We start from the raw sequence: 21,058 nt of genomic DNA, 5'->3' as shown, positions 1-21,058 counted from the left end.
ACCCACCAGTATCAGGAGATCGCGATGGGGACCTACGGGACCGTACTCGTCGGAACGGACGGCTCCGATTCGTCGTACCGCGCCGTGGACAGGGCAGCCGAGATCGCCAGGGACACCTCGGCGAAGCTGGTCATCGTGTGCGCCTACTACCCGGCGAGCAAGCGCGAGGTGGACGCGGCGGCCGATGAACTCGGCGACATCGCCTACCAGGTCGTCGGCTCCACCCCTGCGGAGGAGACCCTGCGCACCGCGAGCGAGCGGGCCACCGCTCAGGGGGCCGCCGACATCGCGACCGACGCGGTCGTCGGGGAACCGGTGAAGACCCTGATCGAGGCGGTCGAGCGACACAAGGCCAACCTGCTCGTGACCGGGAACCGGGGGCTGAACACCCTCGCCGGGCGCATCCTCGGCTCGGTGCCGGCCAACGTCACCCGGCAGGCGTCCGCCGATGTGCTGATCGTGCACACCACGGGCCGGTGACCGGGAACGAGGCCGAGCCGGACGACCGGGCGAAACTCGTAGGCGAACTCGAGAACACCCTGCTCGGCGGACAGCGCCGGTACACCAGGGGCGAGGTCGCCGAGCTGAGCGGGCTCGACCCCGAACGCACCCGCAGGCTGTGGGTGGCGATGGGGTTCCCCGCCGCGGGTGACCAGGACCGGATCTTCACCGACGGGGATGTCACCGCGGCTCGGCTGCTCGGCAAGCTCGTCGAGTTCGGTGCCCTCGACTCCGAGGCGGAGCTGGCCATGGCCCGCACCCTCGGGCAGTCGCTTTCCCGGCTCGCCGAATGGCAGACCAGGGACATCACCGCGCGGATCGGCGATCTCGCCGCGAACGAGCAGGAAGCCCTGGAACTGGCCGTCGGGCTGCTGCCGCTCATCGAGGAACTCATGTCCTACGTGTGGCGCAGGCACGTGGCCTCGGCAGCGGGCCGGGTGGTCGGTTCCGCGGAGGGACAGGACCGCCAGGACAAGACGGTCGGGTTCGCCGACATGGTCGGTTACACCAGCACCACCCGCAGGCTGCGCGCCACCGAGCTCTCCGCACTGCTCGAGCGCTTCGAGGAGGACGCCAGCGAGATCATCGCGACCCGGCGCGGCCAGGTCGTCAAGCAGGTGGGGGACGAGATCATGTTCACCGCCGACGATCCGGGCGACGCCGCCGCGATCGCGCTGGCCCTGTGCGCCGAGGACCGCCCCGAACGGGGCCTTCCGGAACTGCGTGTCGGGCTCGCCGCGGGTGACGTGCTGCTGCGCTACGGGGATGTGTTCGGTTCGGTGGTCAACCTCGCCGCACGGCTCACCACGACGGCGCACCCCTCCTCGGTGCTCGTGGACGCCACGCTGGCCGAGCGCCTCTCCGGGGACCCCCGGTTCGCGCTGCGCCAGCTGCGCCCGGTCTCCGTGCGCGGCTACCGGCACCTGCGCCCCTGGGTGCTACGCGTGAACCGTGGGTGAGCCGCGTGCGCGGGCACCGTGGCGATGCCGATAGTGTGTGCGTTGTCCCCGCGCAGCCGACCAGGAGAGCGGTTACATGGCGTCCGACATTGTGCCGATCGAACTCGGCCTGCCACAGGGTGATCTCGTCACCCTGTGGGCCCCGCGGTGGCGGGAGGACGGCGAGGAATGGGAGGCCTTCCTCGGCGACGAGGACGACCTCTACGGCTTCGAGAACCCCGCCCAGCTGGCGGCCTTCGTCCGTACCGTTCCCTCGCACGATCTGACCGACCACCCCGCCTGGCACGTGGTAGCCGGCCTCGCGGCCAGCGAACTCGTGCCCGATGACGACCACTCCTACGACCTCGTCGGAGTGCCCGAACTCGTCGCGGAGACCCCCGACTCGTGGACCATCTCCGAGCTGGACGAGATCGTCGGGATGGTCCGTTCCATCGCCGAGGTCTGCGAGCTGGAGAAGACCGAAGAGGTGCTCGGCTCGACCCAGGGCTTCCGGCTGTTGCACCAGGGCACCCTGCCGTTCACCGGCAAGGACGGGCAACGCGTCTGGGAGGAGCTCTGCGAGGTCGTCGCCGAGCGCTGGGACGAGGTGCTCGACGAGATCGACGAGATCGTCTCGGTCCCCGGCGTGGACGGCGCGGCCGTGGCCAAGGCGGACGAGGAACTCGCCGCCTACTCCGCCGAGGTCAACGACGACGAGGACGAAGAAGACGAAACCAGCCTCGTCGGTGTGGACAGCGACGACATCGACAGCGAAGAGGAATCCGCCACCCCAGCCCTCGGCAACGAGGACGAGGAGGAGGAACCCGGCTTCTGGGCCGAGATCGGTATCGATCCGATCAAGATCATCATCGACGGCAAGGAGCACTACACGCTGCGCTGCTACCTCGACGACAAGCCGGTCTTCCTCGGCTCCGAGGGCCGCATCGACGTGTTCGGCTCGCCGCGCGCCCTGGTCCGCCACATCGCCGGTGGCGAGGCCGCCGAATCCGGTGCGTCCATCACCGAGGTCGCCACCTGGAGCGAGGTCGCCACCAAGGCCACCGCCGGTGAGCTCGAGGTGGAGGTCGACGAGGAGAACACGTACGTGCTCACCGGGGTCGCCGAGGACATCGCCGAGGGGCCGGACGCGATCGATCCCAACCAGCTCGACCTCGCCGTCGAACTGTTCGGGGACGCGGCGCAGTGGGCCGGGGACGACTCGGTGGACGAGGCGCTGGCGCCCGCGGAGAGCCTCGGCTGGTTCATCTCCTTCGTGTTGCGCCCGGATCCGACCAGGCTGGCCCCGAGCGAGCCCTACACCGACGAGGAAGCGGCGTGGCGCGAGCTCGCGGAGAGTTTCGAAGAGCGACTGCGCACCCACTGATGACCGGATCGTGATCCGGTCATCAGTGGCCGCACCCCGCCCGAGCACCCCTGATCGGTCGTCTCTCTCGCGTCGCTTTGCCGTTTCGGCACCGTTCGAGGAAAATATGCGCCATCATTCCTCTTGAACGGAACCGTGGCCGGAGCCGCCGCGTCCGAGGATTGGCCGACGAACGGGGAGCACGGTGGAGAACATCAGGGCGGATCTGAACGAGCTCGGGAGCTATTCCTCGAAGGCTTCCGGGCTCTCCGAGCACATCGGCTCGATCGCGGGCAAGCACCTCGCCGACCAGCACATCGGCGCGGACATGCTCGGTGACCTCGGTGAGGAGTCCGGGCTGCACGGCAGGATCTCGGCGCACATCGGCTCGCTGCACGGCGCGACGAACACGGCGTCAAGCTACGTGGAAAGCCTGGGACACGCGGTCTCCGGAGCGCATGGCGACTACCAGTCCGACGCCGAGGCGCACAAGGCCACGTTCGACAAGATCCGCAACGAGCAGCTCGGACAGTAGACCGAGGGGAAGCCAGGCGATGGGCGACATCAACGTCGAGTCCTACATGGGGCCGCTCAACACGGCCGTGCAGAAGCTGACCATCAACGAGGGCGCGGCAGGCAAGGTGCAGGGCAGCCTGAGCAGTGCCTCCTCCGCGCTCGACGACAGCGCCGCACAGGCCAAGGGGGACGCGGGCAAGCTGCGTTCGGAGTGGTCCGGCGGCAAGGGCACCACCTTCGAGGGCAAGGCGGGACCCGCGCCCAAGGAGCTGGAGCAGGCGAGCTCGGACGCGAAGAAGGTCGCCGATATGGTCGGCAGCGCCACCGCGAGGCTCAAGGCCGCCCAGCACGAGGTACAGCAGCTGCGCGACGAGTTCCGGCAGAAGGCGCAGGCCATCGCGGATGTGGCCAACGCGGCCAAGGACAATCCCAGCCTGCAGCAGCAGGCCACCGGGATGCTCGAGCAGATGAAGGCGCAGTACGCGCAGGCCGCGGCCAAGATCGTGGCCGCGGCCAAGGGCGCGCTCTCCGACGGCGGGGGCAACGCCGGCGGCACGACCACCACGAGCGCCGGGCCGAGCAGCGCGGGCACCATCGGCTCCAGCGGCGGTGGCAGTGGTGGCGGAGGCGGCGGCACCGGTGGCGGTGGCGCCGGTGGCGGTGGCGGTGGCGCCGGTGGCACCACCCCGTCCTCCGGAAAGGCCGAGTTCGTCGAGCCACCCAAGAACAACTACAACGACGGCACCAAGAAGGTGCAGCTGCCCGGCGGCAAAGAGGTCGAGGCGCCGAACGAGCGCGCCGCCGCCGCGGTGCGCGCCGCGCTCAGCCGCAAGGGACTGCCGTACGTGTGGGGCGGCACCAACCCGACCAAGGGCATGGACTGCTCCGGGCTGACCCAGTGGTCCTACGGCCAGGCCGGGATCAAGATCCCGCGCACCGCGGCCAGCCAGACCGTCGGGCAGAAGGTCGACCCGAAGGACAAGCAACCCGGCGATCTGCTCATCTGGACCGGGCACGTGGCGATGTACATCGGTGACGGGCAGATCATCGAGGAGCCGCAGCCCGGGGAGAACTGCCACATCCGGCCGGTGCGCATGACGAACGCGGGCGAGAAGATGCTCGGCGTATTCCGGCCCGCGGCGTAAGGTCGGTACATGAATTCTGCGGAGTTCTCCCGCGCCGCGCGATACCAGCGCGAGCAGCGTGCGTACGAGCACAGCGAACGGGTCAAGGAGTCGGTCGCCGGTTTCGGCCCGCTGACCGGATCGGCGAGCAGCGCGGACGGAACGGTCACCGTCGAGGTCGCCGCGGGCGGGCTGCTGCGCGGGGTGCGGATCTCCCCGCAGGCGCTCACCAGGGGCGCACCCGCGCTGCGGGCGAACATTCTCACCGCGGCCAACAGGGCGACCGCGCGGGCCAACCACCGTGCGCAGCAGGCGTTCGCCAAGGCGATGGGCGAGCCGGGCGCGGACACCGCCCAACGGCTCGGGCTCGACTACGATCCCGCGCTGCTCGAGGACGAGGAACCACCGAGGAGCTGGCGGTGACCGGGCCGATGGAGCCGACCGGGCCGCGCCCCGGGATGCGCCCGGACGCGATGGGCTACCTGCCGAACGGGCGCCCCACCACCGAGCGGCTGGTGCAGGACGCCGAGGAACGCCTGGAACGAGCAGAGAAACTGCCCGAGGCGCTGGCCTCCATCCGGGGCTGGGCGGTCAACGAGCCGGAAACGATCACGGTCACCGTGAACAACCTCGGCGAACTGGTGGACATCGACATCGCCGAGATCGTGCTCACCGCCGACCCCACGGCGATCGGCGAGCAGATCGTGCGGCTCGCCGCCGAGGCGCACCGCGCGGCCCAGGCCGAAGGGCTCGGGGTGCTCGCCCCGGTCGTCGGCGATGCGCAGGTGCTCGAGCTGGCGCGCGAGGCGGGACTGACCGAGCGGGTCGAGCCGGACGCACCCGTCGTGCCGCACGAGGACGGAATCCTCACACCGGGGTCCGCGCTGGAGCCCGAACCGGTGCACGGCGATACATCCGCTCCGGGAGGAGACTGGCAGGACGACGAGGCCGACATCAGCCAGTTCGACTTCTCCAGATTCCGCTCCGATCGCTGAACGCGACCCCGACCGCCGAAACCTGGCACAATCACCGCCACCACGCGCAACGGATGGATGAGGGCAACGATGACCGAACCCAACACGCCGGAGACCCCGCGGCCGCCCGCCGAGTTCACCGACGAGACCCCGACCCCGCCGAGCGGGCTGTCCATCGAGGCACGGCAGTGGCAGCAGGACGACCAGGAAGACGTCCGCGAGCTCGACTTCAACCAGTTCCGGACCGACCGCTGACCGGTTCCGGACCGGCCGTCATCCGTTCCCCGGAGACCGGGGTGACCACGATCGCGAGCAGCGGGAACACGGTGGCGATCACGAACGCCGTGCCGTAACCCGTCGCGCCGATCAGCGCGCCGAGCAGCGGCGGGGTCAGCGCGGCCGAGACGTTCTGCGCCGCGTTCTGCGTGCCGAGCGCCCGGCCCGCCCAATCCGGGCCCGCCAGCTCGGCGACCGAGGCGAACGCCAGCCCGTTGTCCGCGACGGTGAGCACCGCACCCAATCCGAGCGCGAGGATCGCCAGCCACGGGGTCCAGGCGTCCCCGAGCGCGAACAACAGCAGCACCCCCGCACTGGCCACGGCGAGCAGCCGCATCGGGCGCAGCCGGGACCCGGCCAGATCCGACCACCAGCCCGCGCCGATCCGGCCGAACGCGCCCGCCAGCTGGAACCCGGCCACCACCACCCCGGCGAACTGCGGGGCCCAGCCGTGCTCGCGTACCAGGTACTCCAGCGCGAAAGCCGAGATCGCAAACTGCGGCACCACGAGCAGGGTGCTCGCCGCGTGCAGCCGGGCGAGCACGGGCGAACCGCGATAGGGCGAGCGGGACCGCCGCGCCCGCTGCGCGCCCACCGGGCGGGCCGGATCCCGTGCGAACACCGCGACGAACGCCGCGCCCAGCACCGAGAAGAAAGCGGGGAACACCAGCGCGAGGCGGAATCCCCAGGCCGCGCCCAGCATCGGGAGCCCGAGTGAGGCAAGCGCGGCACCGACTGGCTGCGCGGTCTGCCGCAGCGCCATCGCCCTGCCCCGCTCGGCCGCGGCGAACCAGCCGAGCACCAGCTTGCCGCTGGCCGCGTTCACCGAGGCCGCCGCGGCGCCCGCGACGCCGAGCAGCACGGTGAGCGCCGTCAGCCCGTGCACCGCAGCGGCCACGTACAGCACCAGCAGCCCGGAAACGCCGAGCCCGAGGGCGAGCGGGTACCGCTCCCCGAACCGGTCCACGACCGCGCCCCAGGGGATCAGCCCGATGGTCAGCCCGACGAGCGGGGCCGCGGCCACCACTCCCGCCCCGGAAAGCGCGAGCCCCTCCTGCGAGCGCAGCGCGGGGATCAGCGAGGGCATCCCGTAGAGGAACGAACAACTCCCGACCTGGGCGAACCATCCGAGGCCGAGCATCAGCCAGCGATTACGCATCCTGTCTCACACAATAGGAACAGTCTCCTGTCATATGGACAGTAGTGAGCAGGGCTCACTAACCGCAAGCGCCGTCCCAGCGGGTGGTCAGCCCTCGTGCCAGGTCAGTGCCGCGTAACCGGGTTTGATCTGGTTATTGATGATCTCGAGGCGGCCGTCGAATCCGATGAAGGCCGATTTCATCGCATTCACCGTGAACCACTGAAGATCACTGAGCGTATAACCGAACGTGTCGGCGAGCTTGCGCATTTCGGAGGTCATCGTGCAGTGGCTCATCAAACGATTGTCCGTATTCACGGTGACCCGGAAACGAAGTGCGGAAAGCAGTTTGATCGGGTGCTCCTCGATCGAATTCGCCGCACCGGTCTGCACATTCGAGGAGGGGCACATCTCCAGCGGGATTCGCCGGTCCCGCACGTAGGAGGCGAGCCTGCCCAGCTGGGCCGATCCGTCCCCGGCGGTCTTGATGTCGTCCATGATCCGCACCCCGTGCCCGAGCCGTTCGGCACCACAGTGCTGGATGGCCTCCCAGATCGAGGGCAGCCCGAAGCCCTCACCGGCGTGGATGGTGAAGTGCGCGTTCTGCTGGCGCAGATACTCGAAGGCGTCCAGGTTGCGGGTGGGCGGAAACCCGGCCTCCGGTCCCGCGATGTCGAACCCGACCACCCCGGAGTCCCGGTAGCGCACCGCGAGCTCGGCGATCTCGAGTGAGCGCGCGTTCTGCCGCATCGCGCACAGCAGGGTGCCGATCCGGATCCGGTGGCCCCCTTCGGCCGCCTCACGCACTCCGTCGGCGAACCCGGCCTGTACCGCCTCCACGATCCGCTCGAGATGCAGGCCCTGTTCGGTGAACAGTTCGGGCGCGTACCGGACCTCGGCGTAGACGATGCCGTCCGCGGCATAGTCCAGCACGCACTCCCTGGCCACCCGGCGCACCGCGTCTTCGTGCTGCAGCACGCCGATGGTGTGCACGAATGTCTCGAGATACCTTTCGAGCGAACCCGAGTCGGCGGATTCGCGGAACCACGCGCCGAGCGCGTCCACCTCCTGCGCAGGAAGACCGGTGTAGCCGAACTGGTCGGCGAGTTCGATGATGGTGCCCGGCCGGGGTCCTCCGTCGAGGTGATCATGCAGGAGAACTTTGGGGGCCGCGAGGATCTGCTCGTCGCTCGGACGATTCGCTGGGTCGATCATGGGCCAACCTTACGCAATGCGACAGTAGCGGTACCATGACATCGGGTGGTCTTCACCAGCAAAAAAGCGCGCACGGCGAGTAGTTTCCGGCGATCGCGCGCACCCTGCGTGTGCATGTATTGGGTACTAATCGAATGCCCATCCCGCGAACTGATGATATCGATTCCACTTGCCCGACAGACAATAGCGAACCCGGTGAAAAGCGCTCGCGGAATGGTGGCTAGGCTCGCGGCATCAATCAGCACGCACTCCCCAAGCCCGACCCTAGGTGGTTGCCGTGAACGAGATCACCCAGTCGACGATGTCTTTCGACAGGATGCGCACGATGTTGGTGCGCGCTGCCGAAATTCGGGAAAGCGAGCAGCAGCAGATCTTCGACACGCTCGACGAGATCCACGGCAAGCTCTCCTCTCTCGACTCGATCGGCGCCATCCGCAAGCGCATCTCCGAGCTGCCCGACCGCACCGAGATGAGCGTGCTCGCCGAGCGACTCGACGAGACCGTGGCCAAGCTGGAGGCGAACGACACCGCCGTCGCCTCACTGTCCCGCTCGGTCGAAGCGATCGTGGACAAGCTGGCCAAGCCCTTCGCCCAGCTGGACGGGCGCCTCGACGGCGTCGCCGGACGGTTCGAGGGCGTCGCCGGGCGGATGGACGGCCTCGAGGACAAGCTCTCCAACATCCACCGCAGGCTGGACGAGCTCGAACTGCACCTGGACAAGCAGGACAACAAGACCGACGGTCTGCCGCGCGAGATCAACGGCAACATCAAGGACCGGTTCGAGAACTTCGAGTCCAACCTCCAGGGCAAGTTCGGCGATCTGGACACCTCGGTGCGGGACACCGTCACCACGATGTCGAACAGCATTTCGGAAAGCCGCGAAGAACTGAGCTCGATGAACAGCGACCTGAGCGGGAAGATCAGCTCGGGAACCGAGGAACTGCAGGGCGCCATCGCCGAGACCACCGATGTGCTGCACGGCAAGCTCGCCGAGAACCACGCGGCGGCGACCGACACCACGCAGATGGAATTGCTCGGCGAGCGGATCGAAGCACTCGCCGGCGCCGTCGAGTCGATCACCTCGCGGCTGGACAACGTGGAGTCCGACCTCGGCTCCCGGGTCACCGGGCTCTCCAGCGAACTGCGCACCGAGATCTCCGGGGTCAAGGACACCGTGGAGACCCGCCCGGACGCGGAATCCCTGGATGCCCTGGTGCGCAAGGCCAACAGCGAGTCCGAGCAGCGCAACGCGGGCCAGCTGGACGAGGCCATGGCCACCTTCGCCGAGCTGATCCTCGGTGGCGGAGCGGCGAACCTGCCCGCGGCCACCCCCTCGCTGCCCAAGCAGGCCGCCCGCAGGCGCACCTCGAAGGCGCGCACCAACGGAAATGGGAACGGGAACGGGAACGGCAACGGGAACAAGGAGCCGGAGGACGAGTCGGTCTGAATTCCCTTCGCAGGATCGATAAACGGGCCCCGCTCAGTGAGCGGGGCCCGTTTATCGATCAACCGCGCAGCACGTCGATGACCAGCGGGCGTGATTCCGGCTCGGTCTCGGTGACGGTGACCGCGCCCTCGAGCCCGGCCAGCGCCGGTTCCACCGCCTCCGGAGTGTCGGTGTGCAGCCAGGCGAGCGGTTCGCCCGTGCGCACCCACGCGCCGCGCTTGGCGTTCAGCACGATCCCGGCCGCGTGCTGCACCGGATCCTCTTTACGGGTCCGGCCCGCGCCGAGGCGCCAGGCCGCGACACCGAAGGAGTACGCGTCCAGTTCGGCGAGGTAGCCGTCCGACGGTGCGGTCAGCTCGCGCACGTGGGCCGCGGCGGGCAGCGGCGCATCGGGATTCCCGTCCTGGGCACGCACCATCGCCCGCCAGGTCTGGTACGCCGCTCCGGAGGCGAGTACTCCGGCCGGGTCGGCGGAGAGCCCGGCCAGCCGCAGCATCTCCCCGGCGAGCACCGAGGTCAGTTCCACCACGTCGGCAGGCCCGCCGCCGCGCAGCACCTCGACCGACTCGGCGACCTCCACGGCGTTCCCGATCGCGTAACCGAGCGGGGCGGACATATCACTGAGCACCGCGGTGGTGCGCACCCCGGATGCGGCGCCGATGGAGACCAGGGTCTCGGCCAGTTCGCGCGCCCGCGGCAGGTCTTTCATGAATGCACCCGAACCGACCTTCACATCCAGCACGAGCGCCGAGGTGCCTTCGGCGATCTTCTTGCTCATGATCGAGCTGGCGATCAGCGGGATGGATTCCACGGTCGCGGTGACATCGCGCAATGCGTAGAGCTTGCGGTCCGCGGGGGCCAGTGTCGGAGTGGCCGCGGCGACCACCGCGCCGATCTCGGCGAGCTGGCTCGCGATCTCCGCCGCGGAAAGGCCCGCCCGCCAGCCGGGCACCGACTCCAGCTTGTCCAGGGTGCCGCCCGTGTGCCCGAGTCCCCTTCCGGACAGCTGCGGGACCGCCGCTCCGCAGTGTGCGAGCAGCGGGCCGAGCGGCAGCGTGGTCTTGTCCCCCACTCCTCCGGTGGAATGCTTGTCCACCAAGGGTTTCACCAGTTTGGGCAAGCTCAGCCGTTCCCCGCTGTCCACCATCGCCGCGGTCCAGCGCGCGGTCTCGGCCGCGGTCATCCCGTTCAGGTAGATCGCCATCGCCAGCGCGGACATCTGTTCCTCGGCGACCACTCCCCTGGTGTAGGCATCGACGATCCAGTCGATCCGGTCCGGGGACAGCTCGCCGCCGTCCCGTTTCACGCGGATGATCTCGACGGCGGTGAACGGTTCCATCTACTCACTCCGGTAGGTGTTCGGGGCCAAAGGCGTACGGCAGGATCCCGGCCACGGTGACGATCCCGTCCGGGGCGTCCACCAGACAGTCGGGCCCGCCGTGTTCGTAGAGCAGCTGGCGGCACCGGCCGCAGGGCATCAGCAGCTGCCCCTCCCCGCCCCGGCAGGCGAACGCGGTGAGCCGCCCGCCACCGGTCATCCGCAGCTGCCCCACCAGCGTGCATTCCGCGCACAGCGCCAGGCCGTAGGAGGCGTTCTCCACATTGCAGCCGGTGATGATCCGGCCATCGCCGACCAGTGCCGCGGCTCCCACGGCGAGCCCGGAATAGGGCGCGTAGGACCGTGCGGTGGCCTCGATCGCCTTGGCGCGCAACAGCTCCCAGTCGATCTCGGCCACCCTCAGCCCCCTCTGCCCCGCTGATAGATGAACCCGTCCGCGGCGGGCATCCGCAATCGCTGCGCGGAGACCGCGAGCACCGCGAGGGTCACGAAGTGCGGCGTGTAGGGCAGCAGCTCGCTCGGGATCTCGTCCACCGCCCAGTAGAACCAGTAGAGCAGTCCGGCGCAGGCACCGGCGATCACGCAGGCCAGCCACTTGCGCTGGAGCAGTTTCCACACCGCGATCGCGCCGATGAGCAGCACCACCCCGTACACCAGCGCCATCACGATCTTGGGCCCGGTAGTCAGCTGCAGCCCATCGGTATAGCCGAACAGCGCCGAACCGGCGAGCAGCCCGCCCGGTTTCCAGTTCCCGAAGATCATCGCGGCCAGGCCGATGTACCCGCGGCCGTCGGTCTGCCCCTCCAGGTAACCCGAACCGCCCCGGTTGAGCACCAGGGTCGCCCCGCCGATCCCGGCAAGCGCCCCCGAGGCGATCACCGCGACGTACTTGTGCAGATAAACCCGCACCCCGAGGGATTCGGCCGCGACCGGATTCTCCCCGCAGGAGCGCAACCGCAGGCCAAACCGGCTGCGCCAGAGCACCAGATAGGTGATCGGCACCAGCGCGAGACAGAGCATGGTCAGCGGTGAGACCCCGGTGATCAGCCCGTGCACGATCCCGGCGAGATCCGAGATACCGAACCAGTTCTTCTGCTCCAGCCTCTCGAGCCAGGGCCCGATCCCGACCGAGGAATAGGTGTCGAACTTGGGCACCAGCGGGGATTCCCGCGGATTGTTCGAGATCGGCTGGAAGATCAGCGTGGACAGGTACTTCGTCACGCCCTGGCCAAGCAGATTGAGCGCGACACCGGAGACGATGTGGTTCACCCCGAAGGTCACCGTGGCCACCGCGTGCAGCAGGCCGCCGAGCGCGCCGAACACCGCGGCGGCGAGCAGGCCGATCCACGGCCCCGCGAAGTAGCCGCCCCAGGCCGCGCCCCAGGTCCCGAAGATCATCATGCCCTCGAGGCCGATGTTGATCACCCCGGAACGCTCCGCCCACACCCCGCCGAGCCCGGCGAGCAGGATCGGCAGCGCCCGCAGCAGGCCGTTCTGCACGGTGTTGGTCGAGGTGAGATCGACCGCGCCCGTCAGGTACTCGGCGAGGAACACCGCGAGCAGCGAGACCAGGACCCAGATCAGCGAGGTGCTGCCGCGCGGCATCCGGCGGTTCGGCTGCTCGAGTGGGGCCGTGGCGGGAGCGGGCGGACTGAGTAGGCTCATGCCTCGCCTCCCGCCGTTTTACCGGAAAGGAACTCGGTACCGACCCGTTGCTGCTGGGTCTTGAGCTCCCTGCGCCGGAAGATCTCGTACGCGACGACCACCGAGAGCACGATCACCCCCTGCATGATGGTGACGATCTCCCGGGAGACCCCGATGTTGTCCAGCGAGACCGCCGACTTGTCCAAAAAGGACCACAGCAACGCGCCGATCGCGATCCCGGTCGGCGAATTGCGCCCGATGAGCGCCACCGCGATCCCGGTGAACCCGTACCCCTGCGGTGCGTTGATGCCGTAGGAGAAATCCCGGCCGAGCAGTTCGGGCATCGCGATCAGCCCGGCGACCGCCCCGGAGAGCAGCATCGCGATCAGCACCATCCGGCGGGCGTTCACCCCACCGGCCGCGGCCGCGGTCGCCGACTCCCCCGAGGCCTGCAGTTCGAAGCCGAACCTGGTGCGCCCCAGCGTGAACCAGTACCCGACGCCGAGCAGCACCGCGAGGAAGACCAGACCGAACAGGGTCCCCGCCGAGCCGAGCGGGATACCGGGCACCCGGCCAGACGGCGGGATCGGCGCGGTGGCCAGGTTGTTCCCGCTCTGCACCCCGAACATGTCCGGTTTCACCAGCACTCCGGTGATCCCGGCGACAATCGAGTTGAGCATGATCGTGGAGATCACCTCGCTGACCCCGCGATAAGCCTTGAGCAGCGCGGGAATCAGCGCGTACACGGCACCGGCCACCGCGGCGACGAGCAGGATGGTCAGCGTGTGGATGCCCGGCGGCAGGTGCACCGCACCGCCGTAGATGGCCGCGACGATCACCGCGAACCGGTACTGGCCCTCGATGCCGATGTTGAACAGGTTCATCTTGAACCCGATCGCGACCGCCAGGCCCGCGATGAAGTACACCGCACCGGTGTTGATCACGTTCACCGCGGTCTGGCCCTCGCCGACCTGGGTGATCATCGTGGTGAAGGCCTGCACCGGATCGTCCCCGGAGATCAGCAGGGCCACCGAGCACAGCAGCACGGCGAAGATGACCGCGAGGATCGCGGGAAGGATCCGGTTCACGAGGCGGCACCCCCTTCGCTGGCCCCGGTCATCGCGGCGCCGAGTTCCTGTGGGGTCACCGTCGCCGGATCGGCCTCGGCGACCAGCCGCCCGCGCAGCATCACCTGAATGGCATCGGAGAGCCCGATCAGTTCGTCCAGATCGGCCGAGACGAGCAGTACTGCGAGCCCGGCCGAGCGCGCCGCGCGGATCCGTTCCCAGATCAGCGCCTGCGCACCGACATCCACCCCGCGGGTCGGGTGCGCGGCGAGCAACAGCGCCGGATCCTGCGAGAGTTCCCGGCCCACGATCAGCTTCTGCTGGTTGCCCCCGGAAAGCGCGGCCGCCTCCACGTTCACCGAAGGCGTGCGCACGTCGTACTCGGCGACGATGCGCTCGGTGTCCCGGCGCGCCCCTGCCGGATCGAGCAGCGCGCCCTTCGCGATCGGCGCGCGCGTCTGATAGCCCAGGATCCGGTTGACCCACAGCGACTGGTGCTCGAGCAGCCCATGCCGGTTGCGGTCCTCGGGGATGTAGCCGATGCCCAGTTCCCTGCGGTGCAGCGTGTCCAGCTCGGTCAGCTCGTGCTCGGTGCCGTCCGAACCGCGCATGGTGATCGCGCCCGCGCTCGCCTTGCGCAGGCCCATGATCGTCTCCACGAGCTCGGTCTGACCGTTGCCTTCCACCCCGGCGATGCCCAGGATCTCCCCCGCGCGCACCCGCAGGCTCACCCCGTCGAGCAGCTTGCGGGTGCCGTCCGCACCGAGCAGATCCAGCCCCGCGCATTCCAGGGTGACGGTCTCGGTCACCGTCGCGTCCTCGGTGCACGGGGACGGCAGGCTCGCCCCGACCATCATCTCGGCGAGTTCCCCGCTGGAAACGGTGCGCGGATCCGCGGTGCCCACCGACTCACCCCTGCGGATCACGGTGACCGAATCGGCGATCGAGCGGACCTCGTCCAGTTTGTGCGAGATGAACACGAAGGTGTAGCCATCCGCGCGCATCCCGCGCACCGTGGCGAACAGCTCCTCCACCTCCTGCGGCACGAGCACCGCGGTCGGCTCGTCCAGGATCACGATCCGCGCGCCCCGGTAGAGCACCTTCAGGATCTCGATGCGCTGCCGGTCGGCCACCCCGAGCCGTTCGACCAGGGTGCCCGGCTCGGCGCGCAGCCCGGTCTGTTCGGCCAGCTCGGCGATTCTCGCGCGGGCGCGCCTGCCGATCCCGTGCAGCGCCTCGGCGCCGAGAATCACGTTCTCCGCGACGGTCAGATTGTCCGCGAGCATGAAGTGCTGGTGCACCATGCCGATCCCGGCCGCGATCGCGTCGGTGGGGCTGCGGAACCGCACGGGCTTCCCGCTCACCCGGATCGTGCCCTCGTCCGGGGCCTGCATCCCGTAGAGGACCTTCATCAGCGTGGACTTGCCCGCGCCGTTCTCCCCGCAGATCGCGTGCACCTCGCCGCGGCGCACCCGCAGCGACACGTCCGAGTTGGCCACCACACCGGGGAACCGTTTGGTGATCCCCTCGAGTTCGACGGCTGGTTCGGTCTCTTCGCTCCCGTCACGCGGTGACGATGGTTCGCTCGTCCGCTCGCTCACGGCTTGTCCTTGACCTGGATCTTGCCGTCGATGATCTGCTGCTTGTACGCGTCCAGCGGCCCGGTGATGTCGTTGATCTTGCCGCCCGAGCGGGTGTAGCCGACCGCCCCGGTGGACAAGTCGAACCGCTTCGGATAGCCGCCGAGCTTGTTCGAGGCGAAGGCCGCGAGATAACCGAACACGGCCTGGTCCACCTTCTTGACCATCGAGGTCATGATGATGTCCTTGTCATTGGCCACGGTCGGCTGGAAGTACTGGTCGGAGTCCACCCCGATGCCGAGCGCCCCGCCGCCCGCCTGCTTGACCGCGTCGAACACGCCCTTCCCGGAGGCGCCCGCCGCGTGGTAGATGACGTCGGCGCCCTTCTGCAGCTGTCCGCTGGCCTTCAGGCTCGCCGTGGAGGGGTCATTGAACCCGGAGTTGTCCCCGGCCGGTTTGAGGTAGTCGTCCTCGATCTTGATGCCCGGCGCCGCGGCCTTCGCCCCCTGCAGGTACCCCGCCTCGAATGCCTGGATCAGCGGGGTGCGCACCCCGCCGACGAAGCCGATATGGCAGTTCTTGGACTTGTACGCCGCGGCGACCCCGATCAGGAAGGAACCCTGCTCGGAGGCGAACACCAGCGGGTGCACGTTCGGCAGTTTGATCGTGTCATCGTCCACGATCGCGAACTGGGTCTTCGGGCGCTGCTTCGCGACTGCCTTCAGCGACTCGGCGTAGGAGTAGCCGACGGTGATGATCGGGTTGAAGCCGTCGTCGGCGAGCTGGCGCAGCCGGGACTGGCGCTGGTCCTCGGTCTCGTTCGGCTGCGCGCTGACCTCGCGGCTGTCCTTGACCCCCAGCTTGGCGCGCGCCTCCTCCAGGCCACGGTAGGCGGCGTCGTTGAACGAGGCGTCCCCGCGCCCGCCGATGTCGTAGGCCAGCCCGACCCGCATCTTCGAGCCGTCCACCCCCTTGCCCTGCTCCTGCGAGCTGGTGGCCGCCGCGGGCGCGGCCGGTGGCTGCGCCGCCAGCTTGCAGCCCTGCCCAGTGCCCGAACCACCGCCGGAGGAGGCACCGGAGCCCGGGCCGTTCACATCCTTGGCGCACCCGGCGAGCATCAGCGTTCCCGCGAGCGCGGCGACGCCAAGCGCCCCTAGGCGCCTCCTGTGCTTCATTGCTCGGCTCCCTCATCACCTGCACTTGACGCGCGAACGGTACCCGGACGAATGGTGAATTGGGTAACAGCCCGCCGATTCCGTTGCCAATAATTTTCGGATGGAGTACTCATCGTCCACACACATGCGCACCTGGTGAGCGGGGCGCTGCCCGTGTCTCCTCGATCACACGAGCGAGATGCCGTGTTCTCGGTGTCAAGACCCGGGACTAGCATCCGGAAACGTGCTGCTCGCGGTCGATTTGACCGTGCGGCGAACATACGTCCCGACTGTGAAGCGCGCGACGACGATCGAGTCCGGACCCCGCTGCCGGCGGGACCGGGCGAGTGAGGAGTCAAGCAATGGTTTGGAGGGCCCGACACCATGGCCACCAGTGAGGTAACGACCGCGGGCTCGGGAGGCCGCGCGCGGAAGAAGGCGGGCACGCTCTACCGCGGCGACATCGGCATGTGGTCCTGGGTCGCACACCGGATCACCGGGGTCGCGACCTTCCTGTTCCTGTTCGTGCACGTGCTGGACACCGCGCTCGTCCGGGTCTCGCCGAACACCTACGACTCGGTGATCGACACCTACAAGACCCCCCTGGTCAACCTGATGGAGCTCGGGCTGGTCGCCGCGGTGCTCTACCACGCGCTCAACGGTATCCGGGTGATGCTCGTGGACTTCTGGAGCAAGGGCGCCAAGTACCAGCGGCCGATGCTGTGGGCGATCATCGTCATCTGGGTCGTCGTGCTCATCCCCAGCGCGTACTTCATGCTGCGTCACAACGTCGAGAAGATCTTCGGGGCCTGATCACCATGACCACTACACCGAGCGAACTCGCCGCACCCCGCACCCAGCGCCGCCCCGCCGCGCGCCGGTCCAACTTCGAGCTCTACAGCTGGCTGTTCATGCGGCTGTCCGGGCTCGTGCTGATCATCCTGGTGCTCGGCCACCTGCTGATCATGAACATCCTCGACGGCGGCGTGCACCGGATCAACTTCGCCTTCGTCGCGGGACGCTGGTCCTCCCCGTTCTGGCAATTCTGGGACCTGGCCATGCTCTGGCTCGCCGAGCTGCACGGGACGAACGGCCTGCGCACCGTGATCAACGACTACGCGCGCAAGGAGACCACCCGGTTCTGGCTGAAGATGCTGCTCTACGCCTCCGCCGTGCTGATCATCGCACTCGGCAGCTTCGTGATCTTCACCTTCGACCCGAACATCTCGAACTGATCCCTCGCGGACTACAGGAGCTCCCACCATGCAGGTTCACAAATACGACGTGGTCATCGTCGGCGCGGGTGGCGCCGGGATGCGGGCCGCCATCGAAGCCGGTCCACGGGCCCGCACCGCCGTGCTCACCAAGCTGTACCCGACGCGTTCGCACACCGGTGCCGCCCAGGGCGGAATGTGCGCGGCACTGGCGAACGTCGAAGAGGACAACTGGGAGTGGCACACCTTCGACACGATCAAGGGCGGTGACTACCTGGTGGATCAGGACGCCGCGGAGATCATGGCCAAGGAAGCCATCGACGCGGTGCTCGATCTGGAGAAGATGGGGCTGCCGTTCAACCGGACCCCGGAAGGCAAGATCGACCAGCGCCGGTTCGGCGGGCACACCCGCGAGCACGGCAAGGCAGCGGTGCGCAGGGCCTGTTACGCGGCCGACCGCACGGGGCACATGATCCTGCAGACGCTCTACCAGAACTGCGTCAAGCACGACATCCAGTTCTACAACGAGTTCTACGTACTCGACGTGCTGCTCACCCCGGACTCGGACGGCAACCCGGTCGCCTCCGGGGTGGTCGCCTACGAGCTGGCCAGCGGCGAGATCCACGTCTTCCACGCGAAGTCGATCGTGTTCGCCTCGGGCGGGGCGGGCAAGATCTTCAAGACCACTTCGAACGCGCACACCCTCACCGGTGACGGGCTCGGCATCATCTTCCGCAACGGCCTCCCGCTCGAGGACATGGAGTTCTTCCAGTTCCACCCGACCGGGCTGGCCGGACTCGGCATCCTCATCTCCGAGGCGGTCCGCGGTGAGGGCGGCATCCTGCGCAACGCGGACGGCGAACGGTTCATGGAGCGCTACGCCCCGACCATCAAGGACCTCGCCCCGCGCGACATCGTGGCCCGCTCGATGGTCCAGGAAGTGCTCGCCGGGCGCGGCTGCGGACCGGACAAGGACTACGTGGTCCTGGACGTGACCCACCTCGGCGAGGAAGTGCTCGAGTCCAAGCTCCCGGACATCACCGAGTTCTCCCGCACCTACCTCGGCGTGGACCCGGTCAAGGAGCCCGTCCCGGTGTACCCGACCTGCCACTACGTGATGGGCGGTATCCCCACCAACATCGAGGGCGAAGTCCTGCGGGACAACGAGAACGTGATCCCCGGCCTGTACGCCGCCGGTGAATGCGCCTGCGTCTCGGTGCACGGCTCCAACCGGCTGGGCACCAACTCGCTGCTGGACATCAACGTGTTCGGCCGCCGCGCCGGGATCGCCGCGGCGGAGTACGCGAATGCCCACGAGTTCGTCGAGCTGCCCGAGGAGGCCACCACGACCGTCGACGACCAGCTCGCCCTGCTGCTCTCCGAGCACGGCCACGAGCGGGTCGCCGATATCCGCACCGAGCTGCAGGCCACCATGGACGCCAATGCCTCGGTGTACCGCACCGAGGAGACGCTCAAGCAGGCGCTCAACGATGTACAGGCGCTCAAGCAGCGCTACGAGCACATCCAGGTGCACGACAAGGGCAAGCGGTTCAACACCGACCTGCTCGAAGCCGTCGAACTCGGCTTCCTCCTCGAGATCGCCGAGGTACTCGTCGTCGGCGCACTGGCCCGCAAGGAATCCCGCGGCGGGCACGCGCGCGAGGACTACACCAACCGCGACGACACCAACTACATGCGCCACACCATGGCCTACAAGCAGGGCAGCACCCTCGCCGCGGACATCCGCCTGGACTACAAACCGGTGACCCAGACCCGCTACGAACCGATGGAGCGCAAGTACTGATGACCACTACCGAGGCCGCACCGAAACCGGCACCCGTTCCAGAGGGCTCGCGCACCGTCACGCTGAAGATCCAGCGGTTCAACCCCGAGGTGGACGATGCGCCGCACTTCGAGACCTACGATGTGCCCGCCCTGCCCACCGACCGGGTACTCAACCTGCTCTTCTACGTGAAGAACTACCTGGACGGCTCGTTCGCGTTCCGCCGCTCCTGCGCGCACGGGGTGTGCGGTTCGGACGCGATGCGCATCAACGGGGTCAACCGGCTCGCCTGCAAGGTCCTGATGAAGGACATGTTCGCGGCGAACGGGAAGCAGACCACGCTGACCATCGAGCCGATCAAGGGCCTGCCGCTGGAGAAGGACCTCTATGTGGACATGGAGCCCTTCTTCGAGGCCTACCGCGCGATCAAGCCGTACCTGATGACCTACGGCAACGACCCGACCCGCGAACGGATCCAGTCCGCCGCGGACCGCGCGCGGTTCGACGACACCACCAAGTGCATCCTGTGCGCCTGCTGCACCACGTCCTGCCCGGTGTACTGGAGCGAAGGCTCCTACTTCGGCCCGGCCGCGATCGTCAACGCGCACCGGTTCATCTTCGACTCCCGGGACGAGGGCGCCGAGGAGCGGCTGGACATCCTCAACGACGTCGAGGGCGTCTGGCGCTGCCGCACCACCTTCAACTGCACCGACGCCTGCCCGCGTGGCATCCAGGTCACCAAGGCCATCCAGGAGGTCAAGCGCGCGCTGCTGTTCAAGCGCACCTAGGCCGAAGCCACCCAAAACGGGCGCCATACCGATCGGTACGGCGCCCGTTTTCCATTTGCCCAGGTAGGACGAATGGACGAGGGATGATCACTCGGTCAGCCGCTACCGGTCCACGAGCACCGGCAGCACGATGAAGTGTAACCGGGTGTGACGAGTCGGTCGGAGGTGGTCGCGATGAGCAACCTGAAACCCCCGGAACGGCCGAGACTGCTGGCTTTCGTGGACGAGTCCGGACACAGCGCACGCTCTCCGACGGCGAGTTCGCATTTCGTACTGGCCGCCGTGGCGTTCGCCGAGACCGACGCACCGAAGGCCACCGAGTTGATCGCCGACCTCAAACGGGACACCGGTCAGTCGGAAAAACTGCATTGGCAGAAAGCGTCTCACCACTTCAAGCGGCTCCGGATGGCGCAGCTGCTCGGCCTCGCCGACTGGTTGACGATCTCCGGCGTCGTCACCTGCAAGTCCCGGCTGAACAGCTCGACATGGAACGCGCAGACGGCCTATAACTACGCCACGAAGCTGTTGCTCGAACGGCTGTCCTGGCTGGCGGAGAGCCGAGCGGAGCAACTCGACTGCAAGCTCTCGCATGTCAGGGGCGGACATCACGAGGAACACCTCGGCCCATACCTGCGCGAGCTCAAGCTCGGCAAGCAGAACTGCGGGATCGACTGGTCCGCGGTCCATCACATCGAAATCGTTGATCCCTCCTCGGATGAGTCCCTGGACCTGGCCGATATCGCCGCCTCCGGGATCGCGAGCGCCTTCGAAGTGGACGAGTTCGGCAGCTACGAGACCCGCTATCTCCGGCGGATGCGCGAACGCTTCTACCGGAAAGGGCAGAACCTGTTCTCCTACGGGCTCAAGGTCTTCCCCGATCCGGACGGGGCCGAGACCCATCCCTGGCTGCCGGAACTCGCCCGCACCATGGGTGTGGACGCGCCGGGCTGACATCGCAAGCAGCGCCTTCTTGCTGTCCGGATGTCGGAGTTCACCT

22 protein-coding genes are annotated in these 21,058 nt (G+C 68.2%); 14 read left to right on the top strand and 8 right to left on the bottom strand.

Going from position 1 to position 21,058, the window contains the following annotated elements:
• The first annotated feature begins 24 nt into the window (after positions 1–24).
• The 8 genes from A37U_RS0108280 (at position 25) to A37U_RS51340 (ending at position 5,671) form a co-directional block, all read left to right on the top strand.
• A complete protein-coding gene (locus A37U_RS0108280) occupies positions 25–480 on the top strand; it encodes a universal stress protein (RefSeq protein ID WP_020496159.1) in 456 nt (151 codons plus the stop codon).
• Positions 477–1,460, top strand: a complete 984-nt coding sequence (locus A37U_RS0108275) for an adenylate/guanylate cyclase domain-containing protein (protein WP_020496158.1) — start codon at positions 477–479, stop codon at positions 1,458–1,460. The genes A37U_RS0108280 and A37U_RS0108275 overlap by 4 nt, the downstream gene beginning before the upstream one ends.
• Before the next feature lie 76 nt (positions 1,461–1,536).
• Positions 1,537–2,823, top strand: coding sequence for a hypothetical protein (locus A37U_RS0108270; RefSeq protein ID WP_020496157.1), 1,287 nt, complete (start codon positions 1,537–1,539; stop codon positions 2,821–2,823).
• A 184-nt stretch (positions 2,824–3,007) separates the two neighbouring features.
• Positions 3,008–3,337, top strand: a complete 330-nt coding sequence (locus A37U_RS0108265) for a hypothetical protein (protein WP_020496156.1) — start codon at positions 3,008–3,010, stop codon at positions 3,335–3,337.
• A gap of 19 nt (positions 3,338–3,356) precedes the next feature.
• Positions 3,357–4,463 (top strand): C40 family peptidase, encoded by a 1,107-nt coding sequence (locus tag A37U_RS50885; RefSeq protein WP_020496155.1) that lies wholly within the window; start codon positions 3,357–3,359, stop codon positions 4,461–4,463.
• 9 nt (positions 4,464–4,472) lie between these two features.
• Positions 4,473–4,865: a YbaB/EbfC family nucleoid-associated protein gene (locus tag A37U_RS42805; RefSeq protein ID WP_020496154.1), complete on the top strand. Its 393-nt coding sequence runs from the start codon at positions 4,473–4,475 to the stop codon at positions 4,863–4,865.
• Positions 4,862–5,437 (top strand): YbaB/EbfC family nucleoid-associated protein, encoded by a 576-nt coding sequence (locus tag A37U_RS0108250; RefSeq protein WP_020496153.1) that lies wholly within the window; start codon positions 4,862–4,864, stop codon positions 5,435–5,437. The genes A37U_RS42805 and A37U_RS0108250 overlap by 4 nt, the downstream gene beginning before the upstream one ends.
• A gap of 69 nt (positions 5,438–5,506) precedes the next feature.
• Complete coding sequence (locus A37U_RS51340) at positions 5,507–5,671, top strand: hypothetical protein (RefSeq protein ID WP_020496152.1); 165 nt, start codon at positions 5,507–5,509, stop codon at positions 5,669–5,671.
• Here A37U_RS51340 and A37U_RS42800 read toward each other — a convergent pair.
• Positions 5,646–6,851, bottom strand: coding sequence for an MFS transporter (locus A37U_RS42800; protein WP_051111587.1), 1,206 nt, complete (start codon positions 6,849–6,851; stop codon positions 5,646–5,648). The two genes, A37U_RS51340 and A37U_RS42800, sit on opposite strands and share 26 nt — an antisense overlap.
• Positions 6,852–6,938: 87 nt before the next feature.
• Positions 6,939–8,045 (bottom strand): adenosine deaminase, encoded by a 1,107-nt coding sequence (locus tag A37U_RS0108235; RefSeq protein WP_020496150.1) that lies wholly within the window; start codon positions 8,043–8,045, stop codon positions 6,939–6,941.
• Positions 8,046–8,346: 301 nt separating this feature from the next.
• Between A37U_RS0108235 and A37U_RS0108230 the strand changes: the two genes are divergently transcribed.
• Positions 8,347–9,492 carry a PA containing protein gene (locus A37U_RS0108230; RefSeq protein ID WP_157182732.1) on the top strand — a complete coding sequence of 382 codons (1,146 nt, stop codon included), beginning with the start codon at positions 8,347–8,349 and terminating at the stop codon, positions 9,490–9,492.
• A 58-nt stretch (positions 9,493–9,550) separates the two neighbouring features.
• Here the strand turns inward: A37U_RS0108230 and A37U_RS0108225 are convergent, their stop codons facing one another.
• From A37U_RS0108225 to A37U_RS0108200, 6 genes are read right to left on the bottom strand one after another with little or no spacing between them, the layout of a single operon-like run.
• On the bottom strand, positions 9,551–10,831 hold the full coding sequence (locus A37U_RS0108225; protein ID WP_020496148.1) for a thymidine phosphorylase: 1,281 nt from the start codon (positions 10,829–10,831) through the stop codon (positions 9,551–9,553).
• Between the two features lie 4 nt (positions 10,832–10,835).
• The gene (locus A37U_RS0108220; protein WP_020496147.1) at positions 10,836–11,228 is read right to left on the bottom strand and encodes a cytidine deaminase; all 393 of its coding nucleotides are present in this window, start codon (positions 11,226–11,228) and stop codon (positions 10,836–10,838) included.
• Between the two features lie 2 nt (positions 11,229–11,230).
• A complete protein-coding gene (locus tag A37U_RS0108215) occupies positions 11,231–12,496 on the bottom strand; it encodes an ABC transporter permease (protein ID WP_026196988.1) in 1,266 nt (421 codons plus the stop codon).
• Positions 12,493–13,563: an ABC transporter permease gene (locus A37U_RS0108210; RefSeq protein ID WP_020496145.1), complete on the bottom strand. Its 1,071-nt coding sequence runs from the start codon at positions 13,561–13,563 to the stop codon at positions 12,493–12,495. The genes A37U_RS0108215 and A37U_RS0108210 overlap by 4 nt, the downstream gene beginning before the upstream one ends.
• Positions 13,560–15,143, bottom strand: a complete 1,584-nt coding sequence (locus A37U_RS0108205; protein WP_020496144.1) for an ABC transporter ATP-binding protein — start codon at positions 15,141–15,143, stop codon at positions 13,560–13,562. Before A37U_RS0108205 ends, A37U_RS0108210 begins: the two co-directional genes overlap by 4 nt.
• The gene (locus tag A37U_RS0108200) at positions 15,140–16,297 is read right to left on the bottom strand and encodes a BMP family lipoprotein (RefSeq protein WP_026196987.1); all 1,158 of its coding nucleotides are present in this window, start codon (positions 16,295–16,297) and stop codon (positions 15,140–15,142) included. Before A37U_RS0108200 ends, A37U_RS0108205 begins: the two co-directional genes overlap by 4 nt.
• Positions 16,298–16,660: 363 nt before the next feature.
• Here A37U_RS0108200 and sdhC point away from each other — a divergent pair, with 363 nt between their 5' ends.
• The 5 genes from sdhC to A37U_RS0108175 all read left to right on the top strand — a co-directional run bounded on the left by sdhC (position 16,661) and on the right by A37U_RS0108175 (position 21,012).
• On the top strand, positions 16,661–17,089 hold the full coding sequence (gene sdhC, locus A37U_RS0108195) for a succinate dehydrogenase, cytochrome b556 subunit (RefSeq protein WP_020496142.1): 429 nt from the start codon (positions 16,661–16,663) through the stop codon (positions 17,087–17,089).
• 5 nt (positions 17,090–17,094) lie between these two features.
• Positions 17,095–17,511: a succinate dehydrogenase hydrophobic membrane anchor subunit gene (locus tag A37U_RS0108190; RefSeq protein WP_020496141.1), complete on the top strand. Its 417-nt coding sequence runs from the start codon at positions 17,095–17,097 to the stop codon at positions 17,509–17,511.
• A 28-nt stretch (positions 17,512–17,539) separates the two neighbouring features.
• Positions 17,540–19,294 (top strand): succinate dehydrogenase flavoprotein subunit, encoded by a 1,755-nt coding sequence (gene sdhA / locus A37U_RS0108185; RefSeq protein ID WP_020496140.1) that lies wholly within the window; start codon positions 17,540–17,542, stop codon positions 19,292–19,294.
• Positions 19,294–20,061, top strand: a complete 768-nt coding sequence (locus tag A37U_RS0108180) for a succinate dehydrogenase iron-sulfur subunit (protein WP_020496139.1) — start codon at positions 19,294–19,296, stop codon at positions 20,059–20,061. The genes sdhA and A37U_RS0108180 overlap by 1 nt, the downstream gene beginning before the upstream one ends.
• A 174-nt stretch (positions 20,062–20,235) precedes the next feature.
• Positions 20,236–21,012, top strand: coding sequence for a DUF3800 domain-containing protein (locus tag A37U_RS0108175; protein ID WP_157182687.1), 777 nt, complete (start codon positions 20,236–20,238; stop codon positions 21,010–21,012).
• Positions 21,013–21,058 lie beyond the last annotated feature (46 nt).

Source organism: Sciscionella marina DSM 45152, from assembly GCF_000379465.1.
Taxonomy (GTDB): domain Bacteria; phylum Actinomycetota; class Actinomycetes; order Mycobacteriales; family Pseudonocardiaceae; genus Sciscionella; species Sciscionella marina.
The sequence above is the reverse complement of the archived record's forward strand: the minus strand, read 5'-3'. Positions and strand labels throughout refer to the sequence as shown.